Origin of the sequence: Phyllobacterium myrsinacearum (genome assembly GCF_014138285.1) — a bacterium.
Taxonomy (GTDB): Bacteria; Pseudomonadota; Alphaproteobacteria; order Rhizobiales; family Rhizobiaceae; genus Phyllobacterium; species Phyllobacterium myrsinacearum_A.
Map to the genome: position 1 here is coordinate 346,374 of NZ_JACGXN010000002.1, position 17,183 is coordinate 363,556.

General features: G+C 57.5%; 13 protein-coding genes. 3 read left to right on the plus strand and 10 right to left on the minus strand.

Features of this window, described 5'->3' with window-relative positions:
• Positions 1–30: 30 nt before the first annotated feature.
• The 7 genes from FHW16_RS11255 to FHW16_RS11285 form a co-directional block, all read right to left on the minus strand.
• Entirely contained in the window at positions 31–1,482 is a 1,452-nt protein-coding gene (locus FHW16_RS11255; RefSeq protein WP_182549280.1) for an aspartate aminotransferase family protein, read from the minus strand.
• Between the two features lie 12 nt (positions 1,483–1,494).
• Complete coding sequence (locus FHW16_RS11260) at positions 1,495–2,505, minus strand: NAD-dependent epimerase/dehydratase family protein (RefSeq protein WP_182549281.1); 1,011 nt, start codon at positions 2,503–2,505, stop codon at positions 1,495–1,497.
• Positions 2,506–2,517: 12 nt separating this feature from the next.
• On the minus strand, positions 2,518–2,946 hold the full coding sequence (locus FHW16_RS11265) for an EamA family transporter (protein WP_182549282.1): 429 nt from the start codon (positions 2,944–2,946) through the stop codon (positions 2,518–2,520).
• 99 nt (positions 2,947–3,045) lie between these two features.
• On the minus strand, positions 3,046–4,359 hold the full coding sequence (locus tag FHW16_RS11270; protein ID WP_182549283.1) for an FAD-binding oxidoreductase: 1,314 nt from the start codon (positions 4,357–4,359) through the stop codon (positions 3,046–3,048).
• Positions 4,356–5,801, minus strand: a complete 1,446-nt coding sequence (locus FHW16_RS11275) for a UbiA family prenyltransferase (protein ID WP_432652019.1) — start codon at positions 5,799–5,801, stop codon at positions 4,356–4,358. Before FHW16_RS11275 ends, FHW16_RS11270 begins: the two co-directional genes overlap by 4 nt.
• A gap of 179 nt (positions 5,802–5,980) precedes the next feature.
• On the minus strand, positions 5,981–6,244 hold the full coding sequence (locus tag FHW16_RS11280; RefSeq protein WP_182549285.1) for a hypothetical protein: 264 nt from the start codon (positions 6,242–6,244) through the stop codon (positions 5,981–5,983).
• 154 nt (positions 6,245–6,398) lie between these two features.
• Positions 6,399–8,957 (minus strand): mechanosensitive ion channel family protein, encoded by a 2,559-nt coding sequence (locus FHW16_RS11285; RefSeq protein ID WP_246711716.1) that lies wholly within the window; start codon positions 8,955–8,957, stop codon positions 6,399–6,401.
• A gap of 315 nt (positions 8,958–9,272) precedes the next feature.
• Between FHW16_RS11285 and FHW16_RS11290 the strand changes: the two genes are divergently transcribed.
• From FHW16_RS11290 to FHW16_RS11300, 3 genes are read left to right on the plus strand one after another with little or no spacing between them, the layout of a single operon-like run.
• Positions 9,273–9,560, plus strand: a complete 288-nt coding sequence (locus FHW16_RS11290) for a sarcosine oxidase subunit delta (RefSeq protein ID WP_182549505.1) — start codon at positions 9,273–9,275, stop codon at positions 9,558–9,560.
• Positions 9,557–12,547 (plus strand): sarcosine oxidase subunit alpha family protein, encoded by a 2,991-nt coding sequence (locus FHW16_RS11295; protein ID WP_182549286.1) that lies wholly within the window; start codon positions 9,557–9,559, stop codon positions 12,545–12,547. Before FHW16_RS11290 ends, FHW16_RS11295 begins: the two co-directional genes overlap by 4 nt.
• A complete protein-coding gene (locus FHW16_RS11300; protein WP_182549287.1) occupies positions 12,540–13,127 on the plus strand; it encodes a sarcosine oxidase subunit gamma family protein in 588 nt (195 codons plus the stop codon). Before FHW16_RS11295 ends, FHW16_RS11300 begins: the two co-directional genes overlap by 8 nt.
• A 14-nt stretch (positions 13,128–13,141) precedes the next feature.
• On the opposite strand, the gene FHW16_RS11305 is transcribed toward FHW16_RS11300, so the two are convergent.
• The 3 genes from FHW16_RS11305 to FHW16_RS11315 all read right to left on the minus strand — a co-directional run bounded on the left by FHW16_RS11305 (position 13,142) and on the right by FHW16_RS11315 (position 16,998).
• Entirely contained in the window at positions 13,142–14,359 is a 1,218-nt protein-coding gene (locus FHW16_RS11305) for an NAD(P)/FAD-dependent oxidoreductase (protein WP_182549288.1), read from the minus strand.
• Positions 14,360–14,455: 96 nt separating this feature from the next.
• Positions 14,456–15,772, minus strand: a complete 1,317-nt coding sequence (guaD, locus tag FHW16_RS11310; protein WP_182549289.1) for a guanine deaminase — start codon at positions 15,770–15,772, stop codon at positions 14,456–14,458.
• A complete protein-coding gene (locus tag FHW16_RS11315) occupies positions 15,769–16,998 on the minus strand; it encodes a urate hydroxylase PuuD (RefSeq protein WP_182549290.1) in 1,230 nt (409 codons plus the stop codon). Before FHW16_RS11315 ends, guaD begins: the two co-directional genes overlap by 4 nt.
• Positions 16,999–17,183 lie beyond the last annotated feature (185 nt).

The window sequence follows — 17,183 nt, forward strand, 5'->3', positions numbered from 1 at the left end:
GGCCGGAACAGTTGCCCGGCCTTTCGGGCTTCATTTCACCTGCGCTTTGACGAAATCCTTGACGATCCGAACGATGCCGCGCGCGAGCACCTCATCGAGGGCCGTGATGAACCTGTCGACGTGTTCCTGCTGGCAGATCAATGGCGGCTCGAGACGCACGACATTCCGGTTGTACTCCGTGAAAGCCACCAGAACGCCGTGATCGCGCAGGAGATGGCTGCCGATAAAGCCGGGGAGAGATCCCTTCAGCTTGTCGTCAAGCATGGCGAGCACCGGACGCAGGACGACCGGAACGGTTTTGGAAAAATCGTGGAATTCGAGGCCGACCATCAATCCCTTGCCGCGAACATCCTTGATCATGGCTGGATATCTGGCTTTCAACCCGTCGAGCTGCTCCAGCAGATAGCCACCGGTCTCGGCTGCATTGTCGATCAGATGCTCGTCATAGAGGATGTTGATCGCTTCGATTGCCGTGACGCAGGCTTCGCCGATACCACCAAAAGTTGCCATGGCGTGGATCATTGCCGTCTTGGGCGTGCCATAGGCTTTCATATAGACCTCGCGCCGCGCAATCATGGCGCCAACAGCGGCCTTTCCGCCACCCAGCGATTTTGCCAGCGCCGTCACATCGGGCACGACACCCGCATGCTCGAACGCATAGAATTTTCCTGAACGGCCAAAGCCGCACTGCACTTCATCGGCGACCCAGAGCACGCCATACTGATCGCACAGGGCACGCAGCTTCTGCCAATAGGCATCCGGCGCCTGAATGATACCGCCGCCGCCCTGAATTGTCTCAAGCACGATGACACCGATTTCCGGTTCCGAGCGGAATGCGGTCTCCACCGCATCGATATCGCCGAACGGAATACGCACGGTATTGTCGACAAGCTTGAAGTCACCGCGATAAAGCGGACCGTCTGTGATGGAGAGCACGCCCTTGGTCTTGCCGTGGAAGGAATTCTCGGCATAGACGATCTTTGGCTTCTTCGGGCCCGCTGCACGCTCCGCCACCTTGATTGCGGCCTCCATGGCCTCCGAACCGGAAGAGCCGAGGAAAACCATGTCGAGATCACCGGGCGAACAGGCAGCGAGATTATGGGCCAGTGCGCTGGCATATTGCGACATGAAGGCAATGGCGATTTCCTGACGCCGCTCGTCCTGGAACTGTTTGCGCGCAGCGACGATCCGCGGATGGTTGTGGCCAAAGGCCAGTGAGCCGAAACCGCCGAAAAAATCCAGAATGGCCCGGCCGTTCTGATCGTAATAATACATGCCCTCCGCATGCTCGATCTTGATCTTGTGGAAGCCCAGCAGCTTCATGAAGTGCAGCTGACCCGGATTGAGATGTTTGGTGAAAAGCTCCGTCATGCGCGGCAGCGTCATCACCTTGGCCTCTTCGACCGTCAACAGATCCGGCTTTGCGATCTGTGCGACCGATCCGGGCGCTTCGTCTTTTGGCAGTAGTGTCAGCTTGTTCATCGGTCTTCCCTGTTATTGCGCCGTGATCGATGATGGTTGCTCGACAACCTTGCCATCTCGCTTGTTGCGATATTCGCGATAGGCCGCGATCAGCATGTCCTCGTCCCGGTATTGCGGTATCCAGCCGAGTTGCTGCTCGGCTTTCGAGACATCCAGAACGCACATTTCGTCGGCGATCAGATACTGTTCCGGGTCCATGATGGGCATGTTCAGCCAGTCAAACATATCCAGCGTTTTCTTGACCGCCCAAGCGGGTGTCGGAAGCAGAAGAGATTTCGAATTGGCAAACTTCACAAGGTCGCCCAGCAGCTTGCGCACCGGCGGCGGGTTGAGCGAGCCAAGATTATAGGCCTCGTTTGGCACCCCCGCCTTCCAAGCGGCGCGCGCGGCTTCGGCACAATCGAACACCGAAATGAACTGATAGGGGTTCTTGCCCGAACCGATCATCGGAACCGGTAGATTGTAGTCGATCAGCTTGAACAGCTTTTCAAGAATACCAAGCCGTCCCGGACCGATGATCAGGCGCGGACGAAACAGCGAGATGTCCATGCCTCTTGTTCGCCATTCAGCCGCCAGTTCCTCGGTTTTCAGCTTTGACAGGCCATATTCACCCAATGGCGCCGCCGGATGTTCTTCCGTCTGCGGCCAGACATAGGTGTGACCATAGATCATGTCTGTGGTGTAATGGACAAGCTTCTTGGCCCCAGCTTTGTCCATCGCCTTAATGATGTTTTCAGTGCCGAAATAGTTCACCGGAAAGAAGAAATCATGCCGTTTGGCACGCACCTGCAGCGGCGACAGCATCTTCGCCGAAAGATTGTACACCATGTCGTCCGCCTTGATGCCGACGACGGCGATTGCCTGTGGATCGGTCACATCGCAGGCAATGAAGGCGACATTGGCATAATGCGGCAGATCGCTCTTGACGATATCCGCGACAATGACCTCTTCTCCGTCCGCCACCAGTTTGGGTGCCAGATGACGTCCAACGAAACCGTCACCGCCAAAAATGATATGTCTCATGGTTTTGCTCACTCAGGATGATGCGGTGGACGCTGGCGGTGACTGGTCACCGGGCTCGGAGGCACCATGCCGGCCACTCTGCGCAATGAAAATCGTGCCCAGCATGATAAGCGCAATTCCGGCAATCTTGTAGGCACCCAGCTCCTCCTTGAAGACAGCCCATGCAAACAGCGCGACCGCCACATAGGCGAGACTGAGGAACGGATAGGCGAAGGAGAGATCAACCTTCGACAGCACATAAAGATGCGACGCCATGGAAATGACGAAGGTGAAAAGTCCGGCGAAAACCCAGGGGTTAAAGACAATCTGAAACACACGCTGGATGAAACTGTCCGCGCTGAAACTGATCGGTCCGAGTGTGATCATCCCGTATTTCAGCATGACCTGCGCCGCAGCATTGGTCATGACGGTAAAGAGAATGAACGGAATATATTTTGTCATGCCAACACTACCCCCTCTTGCCAGCCCCGCTCATATCAACCTTACGTTGAAGAGCTTCGAAAACCATCGTTAAAACTTGAACCATCTGCCCAATCCCGTTCATTCCCCGGACAGGGCAGTCCGGTCCCAGAAGTTCGAAACGAACTTCTGGTCGCGCAATGCCTCCACGGAGCTCCATTGCGGAAATCCCGCCTTGAACACCGCCGCGCTCATCCGCTGGTCCTTGTAGGGATTGACCCTGCCGCCTGCGTCTATCGTCATGCGGTCAAGCTGCGCCAGCAGGGCCAGCGTCTTGCGGCCACGATTGGGGAAATCCAGCGTGAGTGTATAACCCGCACGCGGAAACGACAGTATGCCCGGCGAGGCGGCGGCGCCAAAACGCTTGAGAACTGTCAGGAACGAGTTCTGCCCGGCCTGCCGTGTCACCGCCAGCATGGCGGCTATCGTCTCGCGCGCAATCATCTCGGGAATGACGCTCTGATGCTGATAGAGCCCGGCACGGCCGTAAAGGCGGTTCCAGTTGCGCACCTGATCAAGCGGATAGAAGAAGGGCACGTAGCCCGTCAGCCCCGTGCCGGCCCTGCTGCCCTTGCGATGGTAATAAGCGGCATTGAAGAGTTTCAGGCTGGGGAAATTCAGCGCCGAAACCGGCAGGTCGACCGGCACGCGAAACCGGGTCGTACCCGTGCTGATGTCGAAATTGCCGTTATCGGCATGGTTTCCGGTCAGAAGCACCCCTCGCCCGGCATCACGTCCGCCGCTCAGCTGATCCACCCAGGCAACGGCATATTCATTATCGTCATCCGCCTTGGCGGCAAGATCGAAATAGGCGTCCAGGTTTTTGAAACGCGTGACGCGCTCCTCGATGTCGAGCGAACCGACCCGCATCAGCCGGATTGAGGCGGTCTGGATGATCCCCGTCAGGCCGAGCCCGCCAATCGTCGCACGGAACAGGTCGGCATTCTCCGTTGCCGAACAGGCCGTGACGCTGCCGTCCGAGCGCAGGAGATCGAAACTGTCGACATGACAGCCGAACGTACCCCGCCGATGGTGGTTCTTGCCATGCACGTCGTTGGCGATGGCGCCGCCCAGCGTGACAAAGCGGGTGCCGGGTGTCACGGGCAGAAAATAGCCTTGCGGCGCGGCAATGGCCAAAACGTCCGACAGCAGCATACCCGCTTCCGACTGCAGGATGCCCGTACGGGCACTGAAAGAAATAAGCTGGTTGTTCGGCCGCATGTCCACCAGCAGGCCGCGGTCATTGTGACAGCTGTCACCATAGGATTTGCCATTGCCGAACGGCAGGTAGGATCCGGGCAATGCCAGCTCGAAAGCCTGCCGCGCTTCCTCCAGCGAGATGGCGGACCGGCGCCGGCGGTCTATCCGGCCGAAGCTTTCGTATTCGCGGGTCATGCCCTTGCGCCACCGTAGAGCAGGAGGGCAGCACCGATCGCGATCATGATCTGGCTGCGCCAATCGGAGATAAGGAAAACCACCGGATCTTCGTGCATTTCGCCGCGATGCGCCAGAATCCAGATGCGGATATTGATATAGAGAACGATGGGACAAAGCGGCCAGATCATCCAGGGATAGGAATACAGCCGCACCACGGAATCACTGTCGACATAGAGTGCAAGCACCAGCGCAGCGGCGAACGCCGAGGCAACGCCGCATTGCGCAACCATTTCACGGTCATCCGCCCGGTATCCCCGGCCTGCAATCCGGTTTTTCTCAAACAAGGCGGTGTGCTGCAGTTCCACGTAGCGTTTGACCAGAGCCAGCGAGAGGAAGAAAAACGACGAGAATGCCAGAAGCCAGAACGACCCTTCAATCTGCGTCGCGGCAGCACCGGCCAGTACACGCACCGTATAAAGTCCCGCAAGCATCAGCACGTCGATCAGCAGCATGCGCTTCAACGCCAGAGAATAAGCTGTGGTTGCGATGATATAGACGCCGAGAACGATACCGAATTCCAGGGGCAACCGGGTTGCCAGAAGCACGGCTATCGCCAGAAGCACAAATGCCATCTGCAGCCCGAACGGTATGGAGAAAGCCCCGCTGGCAAAGGCACGGCTTTTTTTGCGGGCGTGCTGCCGGTCCAGCGGCAGGTCAAAGAGATCATTGACGATGTAAATCGCCGAAGCTGCCGCAGAGAACGCGCAGAAAGCGATCAGGGCGTTGCCCAGGACAGACCAGTTCGTGAGTTCATGGTCGAGCGTGGGTGGCACGAAGATTAGAGTGTTCTTCATCCATTGATGCGCCCGCAGCATACGAAAGAATGCTTTCCAGCTCCTCTTCGGTGTTTCGAACAATCGGGTAGGATGCGCGCGCTGCCATTTGGCGGCAGCTCTGTCAGGCGCAACTACAATGGCCTCACCTGCAGCCTCGAAGACCGGGATATCGGCCCTGCTGTTGCCCGCATAGGCAAAGCTTCTTCCGGCAAATGTCTCGATCAGGAACTGCGTCTTGAGCTTCGATGTCAGGTTTCGCGTTGCGTCGGTGGCATAAACCGCATCAAAGATCCCGATGTGGGCGGCAATGTCATCGGCAAACCGCCGCGCGGCACCGGTCGCCAGAACGATCCGCCTGCCCTTGCCGTGTTCCTCGCGCAGATAATTCAGAAAATCCTGTCTGTAGGGAAGAAGAGCCGGATCAATGCGCACGCGCTCGGCAATCTGGTGCTTCAGATAGCCTTTTCCTCTCAATGCCCAGAACGGCACGACAAAAAGATAAAGCATATTCTGCTTGAGCAGCTGAAAAATACTCTCCCACAGAAGATCAGTGGCGATCAACGTGCCATCAAGATCAACAACGAGATCCACAAATTGCTTGCCCGACTGCACGCTCACCGACACATCCCCATGCGTTATTCCCCATGCAACGACCTATCGGGAAAGTAGAAATGAAGAGTGAACTGCTTGTGAAAGATAAAAAAATAGCCTTGAAAACAATGTCGACAGTGAACGAGAAATTAATAGGCCCGAACTGTTTGGAACAGTACGGGCCTATATTTATGCGAATAGCCGGGTTTCGTCTACTTGATCGAAACCTTGCCGCCTTTGATTTCGATACTTTCACCACCCGTCAGAGCTTCACGGTCGCCGTTGGGGAAAGTGACAAAGCAACCGCTGCTGCAAAATTCAACCGTATCGCCTGCAGCAACCTGCAACTGGGTCTTGCTGGAGCCTTCGGTAACGACAATGGTCTGAGCGCTGGCATCGCTGTTCTTAAGGCTGGCTGCGAAAGCTGGTCCGGCCAAAATGGTGCTTGTAAGAATAACAACAGCAAACTTTTTCATTTCACCCCGGTGCTTCCACCGCCCCTGTTAAGTCGAGCTCAACGTGCCCTTTTCGACAGTAGTTATAACGGGGTGAAACTGAACGGCAACTGAACGTCTCGTTATTTTTCCGTGATTTAGACTAAAGTACCAAACCTGGCATCAACCCCGATGATCAAGACTTTGTTGTCTTCTTCGGCTGGCCGGCAAGCTGTTCCTTTACGCGCTCCGTGATCATCTGCACGATCGCATCCGCGTCATCCAGATGGATATTGACGTCCCGCTGGGGGAATGGAATCTCGATGCCCTCTTCGGCAAAGCGATCGACCAGCGCAAAGCGGATTTCATTCTGCACGGTGCCGGAATTCGACAGATCAGCCAGATGCACCCGCATTTCGAAATCCATGGTCGAGTCTGCCAGTGCCTTGAATGCAACGAACGGCTCGGGGTTTTTCAGAACGAGCGGATGGCTGCGCGCAATATCCATGAGGATGGCATGCACGCGGCGCGGATCGACCTTGTAGGAAACGCCAATCGGAATTTCGACACGGCCCAGCTTGTTGCGATGGGTCCAGTTGCCGACATTGCCATTGATGAAGGACGAGTTCGGAATGATGATCGACTGGCGCTGGAAGGTCTCGACCTCCGTTGCGCGAACACTGATCTTCTTGACGATTCCCCCGACGCCACTGGTTTCAATCCAGTCACCTACCTTGAAGGGACGCTCGGCGAGAAGGATCAAACCGGAGACGAAGTTGGAAACGATCGCCTGCATACCGAAACCGATACCGAGCGAGAGACCGCCGGCAACCAGTGCCAGGCTGGAAAGATTGATGCCCGCTGCCGAGATGCCAATGAGGCCAGCTATGCCAAGGCCGAGATAACCTACCGCGGTACGGATCGAGTTGCGCACACCGGAATCCAGTTTGCCACGCGACATGACGCGAACATCCAGCCAACCCTGAAACCAGCGCGTAAAGAAGTAGAACAGAAGAAACAGCAGGATGCCGACGGCGATCGCGACCAGCGAGATAGTCACCGAACCGATCTGGAATCCCGTGGCGATGGTGAGGAACCAGACCGTCATCTCGCTCCACTGGAATCCCCAGAGCAGCAGGATCACGGGGATACCGAGCAGGAGCACAAAGACGTTGATGACAATGCTCGCGATCAGGCCAAGCTGGTCGAGTGTCGATTCATCGATGCCAAACCGCGTCTGAATGGTACGGCCGAGCACAGTTCCACCCAGAGCGTTTTCATCGGCCACGGCACGGGCCGTCAGAAAGCCCAGATACATTGTCACGAGCACGGCGCCATTGATAACGATCTGCTGCGACACGAAGCGTGCAAAACCGATATAGCCGAGCAAGGCGGCAATGATCGGGATGAGGCCGATGGCGTAGAGAAACAGCCGCAACGGCCTTGGCCAGCGCTTTGCCGCTCCGGTCTCCTGATCCTCCAACGGCTTCAGCAGCGCCATGGCGATAATCAGAAGCCCGACCAGAACAGTTGCAAAGAGACTTTTCGCCACTGTCAGCGAGAGGGGTGATGCTGCTATTTGGTTGACTGTATTGGCAAGATAATCAAGCCCCGTAATGGTCGCCGTCGCTGTGATCAGAACCATGAGAATACGGCCCGGACGCGGTGCGACGCGCACCAGACGCCAGTTCGGTGCACCGGGACAAATGACAGCCTGAGCCAGGGCATGCACAAAATAGACGATGCCGATCACGGAAAAGAGCGTGTAGAAAAGCGAACCGACATCGGGCCGCAACACATTGAAATAGCCGAGAAAAAAGTAAGTGGTGGCAAGAAACACCACAACTGTCAGCGACCGCATCAGGGTTGACCAGAAGGCGACCGCCAAACGGCTCAGGTACGACGGCTCTTCAATCGCGGGATCGCGCAGGTAAAGATGCCCCAGAAGCCGCTGGCCGCCGATAAGAAGAACGAGTGCAGCAACTGCCGCGAAGAAAGCGGCGGCAAGCATCGACTGCCATTTGAACGTGATGACGAAGCGCCACCAGGACGAAATGAGCTGATTCATCGTGCTCATTTCCTGGCCGTAGGCTTCCATGACTTCACTGCCGAGGGAATAATTGATGTCAACGCGCTGCGACAGGGTATTGGCAAAGAGTTCGCGCCGTGCGTCGCTGATCGCATCGATCATCTTGTTGACTTCGAGCAATTGGTCTTCGGTTTCACCGAGAACCGCATTGATCTCGGCCTTTTCTGTCGTCAGGCGTGTCCGCTCGTCTGTAACGATCTTCGCCTCTGCCGGTTGTCCTTGCGGCGGCGGCGATCCCAGCTGTTCGAGACGGGCATTGATCTCCGTGATGCGGGGACGGAATGAAACACCGATATCCAGCAGCTTCTTGCCGGTCACTTCCAGATCAAGGCGAAGATTGGCCAGCGCCGCATCCGCGTCGGCTTTTTCCTTGAACTTCTGTTCGTAGGCCGAGATCTGCTTCTTCAACGCGTCAATGGCCGGCCGCTGCTCGGCGACAATACCCGATTGAACCGCAGGTGCAGGCTCTACGGGGACGACAACAGGAGCCGGCGCAGCCGCAGGTGCCTGTTCGGTTGCAACTGGCGCAGATTGAGTCGCTGCCGGAGCGGGTGCAGGCGTTTGCGCCAAAGCCAATTGAACCGGGGCCGCCAGAAACATCACGGCAAGAATCGTCAGAAGAATCTGCCGAAGAAAAGATGCGATCACAGGTCTAGATCCATTCATGAATAGTTTGCTTCGCCGATTTGCCCGTTCATGTCGGCACAATCAAGGCACTTTCTGCTTTCATTCCCCCGAGTGGTCGGCTTGTTGATAGTGCTCGCCGCTATCGTGGTGACCATCCTAATGATCCAACAGTAGCATAATGCCGGGGTAATCATGAATCGTCACTCATCAGGCAAGCCGAAAACCTTGTCAAAGTAACAGTTTTGCTCACCTTCTCTTCGCACTCATCTTGACCAGTCCGGACACACACTGTTGACTGGCACAATCGAGAAACAAACGCCACCGCAACAGATTCGCTTTCGAGACAAGAAGACCATGATCATCAAATGCCCCTATTGCGGACCGCGTGACGTCATCGAATTCACCTATCAGGGCGACGCAACGCGCCAGCGTCCTGATCCGGCCTCATCCGATCAGACCGCATGGAATGCCTATGTCTATGACCGGACCAATCCTATGGGCTCGCACCGCGAATTCTGGCTGCACGCCGGCGGATGCCGCCAGCATTTGATCATCACCCGGGATATGGCAACCCATGTCATTTCGTCCGTGGGCTTTGCCCGTGACGCTGTTTCTTCGGGGAGAGAGGGTGACCGCCCATGACCAGCTCGCGACTCCCCCAGGGCGGGCGGATCGACCGTACGAAAACAGTCCGTTTCACCTTCGACGGAAAGGCCTATAGCGGCCATCAGGATGATACACTTGCCTCTGCGCTGCTCGCCAATGGTGTGACGCTGTTCGGCCGATCCTTCAAGTATCATCGGCCCCGCGGTGTTTTTGCCGCTGGCAGTGATGAGCCCAACGCGCTTGTAACCATTCTCTCCGGCGATGTGCGCGAGCCGAATGTCCGGGCCACGGAACTAGAAATTCACGACGGACTCGTCACCGAAAGCCAGAACCGCTTTCCATCACTCGAACATGATTTCATGGCCATAAACCAGCTGGCAGGACCGATATTGTCGGCCGGTTTCTACTACAAGACCTTCATGGGACCGGCCATAGGTCCGCTGCGCAGCACCAGGGTCTGGATGTTCTTCGAGAAATTCATCCGCCGCGCCGCCGGTCTTGGCAGGGCAGGCATTGCAGCGGACCCCGACCGTTATGAGCGCATGAATGCATTCTGTGACGTGCTCGTGGTGGGCACCGGGCCTGCCGGACTGCTGGCTGCAGAAGCTGCTGCGGAAACCGGCGCAAAGGTGATCATTGCCGAGGAAAAACCGGTTGCCGGTGGCTCGCTTCTGGCATCGGCGGAACTGATTGACGGACGCAATGCCGCTGTCTGGGCGCGGGAAAAGGCGGCGGCACTCGCCAATCTCCCCAATGTGCGTTTTCTCACCCGCACCTCCGTCTGGGGTTATTATGACGGCAATGTCCTGACGGCCATCGAGCATGTCTCGGATTTCAAGCCCAACCGCACCAAGGGACAGCCGCGCCAGCGCTATTGGGTAATCCGCACCGGCAAGACCATTCTGGCCACGGGTGCATTCGAGCGGCCGATCGTCTTTCCTGGCAATGATTGTCCCGGCGTCATGCTGGCCGATGCTGTCAGGCGCTACGCGATCGAATACGGTGTTGCTGCCGGAAACAATGTGACGCTGTTCACCAACAATGACAGTGCCTATGAAGCAGCACGGGCCTTGGCGCAGGCAGGCATCAACATCGTTGCCATCGTCGACGTACGCGCCGATGTGTCCGGCGCCTGCATCGAGATTGCATCATCGGCGGGAGCAGAGCTGATCCTTGGCCATGCCGTGACCGGTACCCATGCGGGCAAGACGCTGAGCTCCATCACCGTGCAGCATTTCAATGCACAGACCGGCCATGTCTCCGGCGCACCTCGGGAAATCAAAACCGACTGCCTTGGTGTATCCGGCGGATGGTCCCCGGCTATCCATCTCGCCAGCCAGGCGGGTGGCAAACCGGAATGGGATGAGGACCTGCAAGCTTTCCTGCCGCCTGAACCCAACCAGAACTGGGTCACGGCGGGATCGGCGGCCGGTTACATGGATACGGTCAGTGTGCTTTCCGATGGCGCGACCAAAGGCTCGTCATCCAAGACCAAACCGAAACTGCCAGCCGTCGACGCTCCGATGTTCGACGCATCGCCGGCTCCGGTGTTTGAAATCGAGCCTGCGGTCAAATCGCAAAAGGCGTTTGTCGATTTTCAACACGACGTCACCGCCGACGACATCCGCCTCGCCTATCGCGAAGGCTTTCATTCCGTCGAGCATCTGAAGCGTTACACGACGCTCGGCATGGCCACGGATCAGGGCAAGACATCGAATATTCCCGGCTTGGCCATCATGGCCGATGTGCGTGGCATCACCATTCCGGAAGCAGGAACCACCCGTTTCCGACCACCGTTCACGCCGGTGTCCTTCGGTGCGATTGCCGGTGAGCGCTATGGCGACCTGCGACCGCACCGGCTCACCCCGATGCATGACTGGCATCTGGCCAACAGTGCCAGGACCTATGAAGCTGGCCTGTGGCACCGCCCGATGATCTACGGCAGCCACGGCGAAACGGTCGAGCAGGCCTATGTGCGCGAAGCCCGCGCCGTACGCCAGAGCGTCGGCATCGTCGATGTCTCGACCCTCGGCAAGATCGACATTCAGGGTCCCGATGCAGGCGTGTTCCTCGACCGCGTCTACACAAACATGTTTTCCACCCTGCCCGTCGGCAAGGCGCGCTACGGCCTGATGCTGCGCGAAGACGGCATTGTCTATGATGACGGCACGACATGGCGCCTGAGTGAAACGCAGTTCCTTATGACGACGACCACGGCCAATGCCGGAAACGTCATGCAGCATCTGGAATTCTATCTGGATTGCGTCTGGCCTGACCTGCGCGTGCATCTGACCTCGGTCACCGATGTCTGGGCCGGATCGGCCGTGTCGGGTCCCAAAGCCCGCGCCGTTCTGGAAGCTTGCGTCACGGACACCGCAATCGACAATGCCACACTGCCGTTCATGGGTATCGTCCATGGCTTGATCGGCGATGTACCGGTCATGGTCTGCCGCCTCTCCTTCTCGGGCGAACTCGCCTATGAAGTCTATTGCGGCGCCGGGTTCGGAACGCAGGTCTGGGAAGCGCTGCTTGAAGCAGGCAAGCCTTTTGACATCATGCCCTACGGGCTGGAAGCGCTTGGCACCTTGCGCATTGAAAAGGGTCACGTCACCGGTGCCGAAATCGATGGCCGCACCACAGCCCATGACCTGCATCTCGACTGGATGCTGTCGAAGAAGAAGCCCTATATCGGCTCCGGCATGAAGGACCGTGCGGGATTGAACGATGAAAACCGTCTGTCGCTCGTCGGCCTGATCTCGCTTGACAACCAGTCGATCAATGGCGGCAGCCATATTGTCAGCGATGCGGCGCCGCGCGAACCCGCCGACAGTTTCGGCCACGTCACAGCGGCGTGCTATTCCCCGGCGCTTGGCAAATATATTGCGCTGGCTCTGGTCAAGCATGGCACATCGATGATCGGCAACCGCGCCTATGCGACCGACCTTCTGCGCGGCAAGCACGGCGCCGTCGAGATCGTCAGTCACCACATGTTTGATCCAGACGGGAGCCGGATGCATGGCTGAACCACAATCGCCACTCGGGCACACGTTCGTTCCCGGTGATCACGGCAACTCCGCCGGGGGTATCGGCCTCGTCCTGACCGAGCGCAACGACGTTTCCATCGTGCAGGTCACCGCATGGCGCGGTACCATCCCCGCCATTCTGGCCGCCATCAGCGATGTGACCGGACTGAACGTCCCGGACAAACCCGGCGCCGGACGCAGTGCGGGCGAGAAATCCGCCTTCGGTTTCTCCCCCGGCCGCTATTTCATCGTGGCCCCGTCCGATGATCTCGAAGAACGTCTCCGCAAGGCCATACCGCTCGAAACCGGTACGATCATCGATCTTACCCATGGCCGCACGGCCATTCGCATCAAGGGTCCTTGGTCCGAATGGGTGCTATCGAAGCTTTTCGCCATAGACTTTTCCGAGCACGGTTTTCCCGTTGGCTTTGGCCGCGCCACGCTGCATCACGATATTCACACCAATATCCAGCGTATCGATGCGGAAACGTTTGACCTCTACGTGTTCCGGACCTTTGCCCGTTCGTTCTGGCAGACGCTGGGTCACGCGGCGGCGGAAGTCGGCTATCGCGTCGAATGATTAGGGTCCAGACCCTAGCCCGTCTTGAAGGCAAAAAGATCGGCGTCCGCATCGCCCGTCCCGGCGATCAGCCCGCGGATCACCTGTGCGGCGACCATGGAAAAGGTGATCCCGTTGCCGCCATAGCCGAGCACGGCATAACAGCGGTTCATTCCGGGTATCTCGCCGATTGAAGGCAGGCCCGTATCGCTGGCTCCAAAGCACCCGGTCCAGGCAAAATCGGCTTCCGCGACCACATCGGGAAACATCTTTTTCAGCTTGCGCAGGATGACCTTTGTCTTGGCCGGGAGCTTGGCATCACGTTTCGCTTCGTTCTCGAATTCCTCATCCTCGCCGCCGACGATAATCCGTCCATCCCGTGTCGTTCGCATATAGAGATAGGGTTCCGACGCTTCCCAGATCAGACAGCGCTCCGGCCAGAGGTTCTGCTTTTGCGGGGGCGTTGCCAAAGCCCAGGTGGAAATGATCTGATGACCCTTTTGCGGCACCACATCGGGAATTTCGTAGCCCGTGGCATAGACAAGGTGCTTGCAGCGGATGGTTTGCCCGTCCGTGGTGGTGGCGATCACATGCCGGGGATAGGATTCGACCGAGATGATATCAACCGGCGCATAAACGGCAGCCCCGAAAGAAACAGCAGCGCGGAGATAACCATGCGCCAGCTTGCGTGGATTGGCTTCGATATTGTCAAAGCACATCAGGGCGGCAGCGCGATCGATACGGAACCGCTCCTTCAGTTCTTTACGGTTCAGCAGCTCTATTTCAAATCCCGCATGGCGGCGGGCATTCATTTCCCGCTGCAGTCCATCCGCATCGAGCATATCCCCGGCAAGATAAAGCGAATCCCGGTTTTTCATTTCGCAGGATATGCCAAGACGGCGGGTCCGCTCCCGCAAAATGTCGACAGATAGTTTTGAACGCCGCCACGCCCGCTCTGCATCGGCAAGACCAATCTTCCTGGCAAGGACGTGTAGGGGAATGTCGATTTCGAACTGCAGCAGAGCCGTGCTGGCGGGTGTTGAACCGGTCACCGGTTTGCGCCGGTCAAACACCGCAACTGACATTCCCGCATCGGTCAGGCTCTCGGCGACGAGCGCCCCGCTGACACCTGCACCGACGATGGCCACATCGATTGTGATATCTTGGGTCAGTGCGTCGTAGCGCACGGTTTCGGCCGGTCGGCCCAACCAGATCGGCTGGCCGGTTCTCAAATCTCGGTGCTGTGTCGCCATGGAAAACCCTGATCTGCGAGAAAGTGACAAAGCCGAACGGTGCGGAACCGCACTTGGTTCCGTACCACCGGATATTCCCGTGAAATCAATGGCTTGTTATAAGGTCAATGTGCTCTTCGCAGGTTTTCCCGCCACGTAAACCTCAGCAATCGTGCGGTCATCGCCCATCGTCTGCATCAGGAAAAGCTCTTCGACGAGCGTTTCGACCGTCTCCATGCGCAGGCGCATGGCCGGGGTTGAACGGGCGTTGAGCACAATGCAATCCGCCTCGGCACCGGGTGTGAATGAACCGATGATACCCTGCAGCGACAGTGCGCGGGCATTGCCGAGCGTCGCCTGATAGTACGAGCGCAGGGGATGATAACGCTGGCCCTGAATATTCAGGATCTTGTAGCCCTCGTCCAGCGTGCGCAGCATGGAATAGGACGTGCCGCCGCCGATATCGGTGGCAATCGCATGGCGCACCGGCGGGTTGGATGCTTCCAGACGAGCCAGATTGAACAGTCCGCTGCCAATGAACAGGTTCGAGGTCGGGCAGAAAACCGCGACCGACCCGCTGTTCGCTATGGCAGCGATTTCCACATCGGTCAGGTGGATGCAATGCCCAAGCAATGTCTTCGGGCCAAGCAGACCATAATGCTCATAAACCTGCGTGTAGTCGCGGCTCCACGGGAAAAGTTCGGCCACGAAGGAAATCTCGGCGGTGTTTTCGCACAGATGGGTCTGCACATGCAGATCAGGATATTCACGGGCGAGTGCCCCGCTCATTTCCAGCTGTTCCGGCGTCGATGTCGGCGCAAAACGCGGTGTGATGGCATAGAGCTGACGCCCGACACCGTTCCATTTGCGGATCAGCTCCTTGCTGTCGTCATAACCCGACTGCGCCGTGTCCAGAAGACCGGGAGGCGCATTGCGGTCCATCATCACCTTGCCCGCGACCATGCGCATGTTGCGCCTGTTCGCCTCGGTGAAAAACGCCTCGACCGACGCCTTGTGCACGGTGCAATAGGCGGCGGCTGTCGTGGTGCCGTGGCGGATCAGTTCATCAAAAAAGGCCGAGGCAATCCGCTCCGGGTGCCCCTGATTGGAAAATTTCTGTTCCTCGACGAAGGTATATTTATTCAGCCATTCCATCAGTTCGCCCGCATAGGAAGCGACGACCTGCATTTGCGGATAATGGATGTGCGTATCGATGAAGCCCGGCATGATCAGGTGCGGGCGATGGTCGATGACTTCCACATTCCGGCCTTCCCCGGCGCGCAGGCGGGCATAGTCGTCGATGGCCCAGATCTTGCCGTCGCGGATCAGCAGCCCGCCATCTTCAATATAGGTGAACGCGTCAGGACTGGCTTCCCCGGCCAGCGGCTCATCGTGAAACGTCAGCAGACGTCCGCGTAACAGAAGTTCGGTCATTGCGTGGATTTTCCCGATACCGCGGCGCGATACCACGATACGATCTGGGCCCGCTCGGTATCTGTAATGTGAGTAAGGTTTCCCGGTGGCATGGCGTGGCTGGCACCGGCGAACAGATAGACCTGACTGGCATGAGTCGCAATCAGTTCATCCGTATCGAGGCGAATTCCCTTGGGTGCATGCATGATCCCGTCCCACGACGGTTCCGCCGCATGGCACATGGAACAGCGTCCCATCACTGTGTCGCGCACCTGCTGAAAGTTCGTCGCAGCCAGAAAAGGCGCAGCCGCATTCGATACTTTTTCCTCGCCTGTCAAAACCTTCGGCACGGTCGACAGCCAGATGATGACAATGAACAGCACGACCGAGGCCAGCCATGTCCAGTGCGGATTGCCCTTACCCGCATGTTTTGAGTTGAAGTAGTGACGGATCAACACGCCGATGATGAAAATCAGCGCGGCGATGATCCAGTTGAACTCCGTCGAACTTGCCAGCGGATAGTGGTTGGACAGCATCAGGAAAATAACGGGCAGCGTCAGATAGTTGTTGTGGGTCGAGCGCTGCTTGGCCTGCTTGCCCAGCTTCGGATCGGGTGTCTTTCCGGCGATCAGATCCGCAACCACCTTTTTCTGGTTCGGAATGATCAGCAGGAAAACATTGCCGGACATGATCGTGGCGGTGAATGCACCAAGATGCAGGAAGGCCGCGCGCCCTGTGAACAGATGCGTATAGCCCCACGTCATGAAAACGATGACCGCATAGAGAATGATCATCAAGGCCGTGTCATTGTTTGCCAGCGGCGACTTGCACAGGAGATCATAGATCAGCCAGCCAAGACCGATGGATGCAAGCGAAATCAGGATGCCGACCGGCGTTGAGACGTCAAGAACATTGCGGTCGATGAGATAAAGGTCGGCGCCAGCATAATAGACGATGCATAGAAGCGCAAAGCCGGAGAGCCACGTGGCATAGGACTCCCATTTGAACCAGATCAGATGTTCCGGCATGTTCGGCGGCGCGACCATATATTTCTGGATGTGATAGAAACCGCCGCCATGCACCTGCCATTCCTCGCCGTTCACTCCCTGCGGCAAGCCCTGATGGCGGCGCAGCCCCAGATCAAGCGCAATGAAATAGAAGGATGATCCGATCCAGGCGATTGCAGTGATCACATGCAACCAGCGGGCGGCAAAGCTGAGCCATTCCCAGAAAATAAGATAATCCATCGAGGCCTCATGCAAAGCATCACAATGCGTGTGTTCGCTGCCCGATGCAAGGTGATGGCTGCAAGATCAATGCGTGGTTTATGGTGGGTGGTTCGTGGTTCGACAAGCTCACCATGAGGGAGAGTGAGGCTCTTCATGAGGAAGGTGGAGAATTGCAGGGAGCTATATTCTGTTTGATTGCGCAT

Bases quoted from the DNA above. Each gene is read 5' to 3' on its own strand.
- FHW16_RS11255 (WP_182549280.1), bottom strand. From the start codon at position 1,482: ATGAACAAGCTGACACTACTGCCAAAAGACGAAGCGCCCGGATCGGTC.
- FHW16_RS11260 (WP_182549281.1), bottom strand. From the start codon at position 2,505: ATGAGACATATCATTTTTGGCGGTGACGGTTTCGTTGGACGTCATCTG.
- FHW16_RS11265 (WP_182549282.1), bottom strand. From the start codon at position 2,946: ATGACAAAATATATTCCGTTCATTCTCTTTACCGTCATGACCAATGCT.
- FHW16_RS11270 (WP_182549283.1), bottom strand. From the start codon at position 4,359: ATGACCCGCGAATACGAAAGCTTCGGCCGGATAGACCGCCGGCGCCGG.
- FHW16_RS11280 (WP_182549285.1), bottom strand. From the start codon at position 6,244: ATGAAAAAGTTTGCTGTTGTTATTCTTACAAGCACCATTTTGGCCGGA.
- FHW16_RS11285 (WP_246711716.1), bottom strand. From the start codon at position 8,957: ATGAATGGATCTAGACCTGTGATCGCATCTTTTCTTCGGCAGATTCTT.
- FHW16_RS11290 (WP_182549505.1), top strand. From the start codon at position 9,273: ATGATCATCAAATGCCCCTATTGCGGACCGCGTGACGTCATCGAATTC.
- FHW16_RS11295 (WP_182549286.1), top strand. From the start codon at position 9,557: ATGACCAGCTCGCGACTCCCCCAGGGCGGGCGGATCGACCGTACGAAA.
- FHW16_RS11300 (WP_182549287.1), top strand. From the start codon at position 12,540: ATGGCTGAACCACAATCGCCACTCGGGCACACGTTCGTTCCCGGTGAT.
- FHW16_RS11305 (WP_182549288.1), bottom strand. From the start codon at position 14,359: ATGGCGACACAGCACCGAGATTTGAGAACCGGCCAGCCGATCTGGTTG.
- guaD (WP_182549289.1), bottom strand. From the start codon at position 15,772: ATGACCGAACTTCTGTTACGCGGACGTCTGCTGACGTTTCACGATGAG.
- FHW16_RS11315 (WP_182549290.1), bottom strand. From the start codon at position 16,998: ATGGATTATCTTATTTTCTGGGAATGGCTCAGCTTTGCCGCCCGCTGG.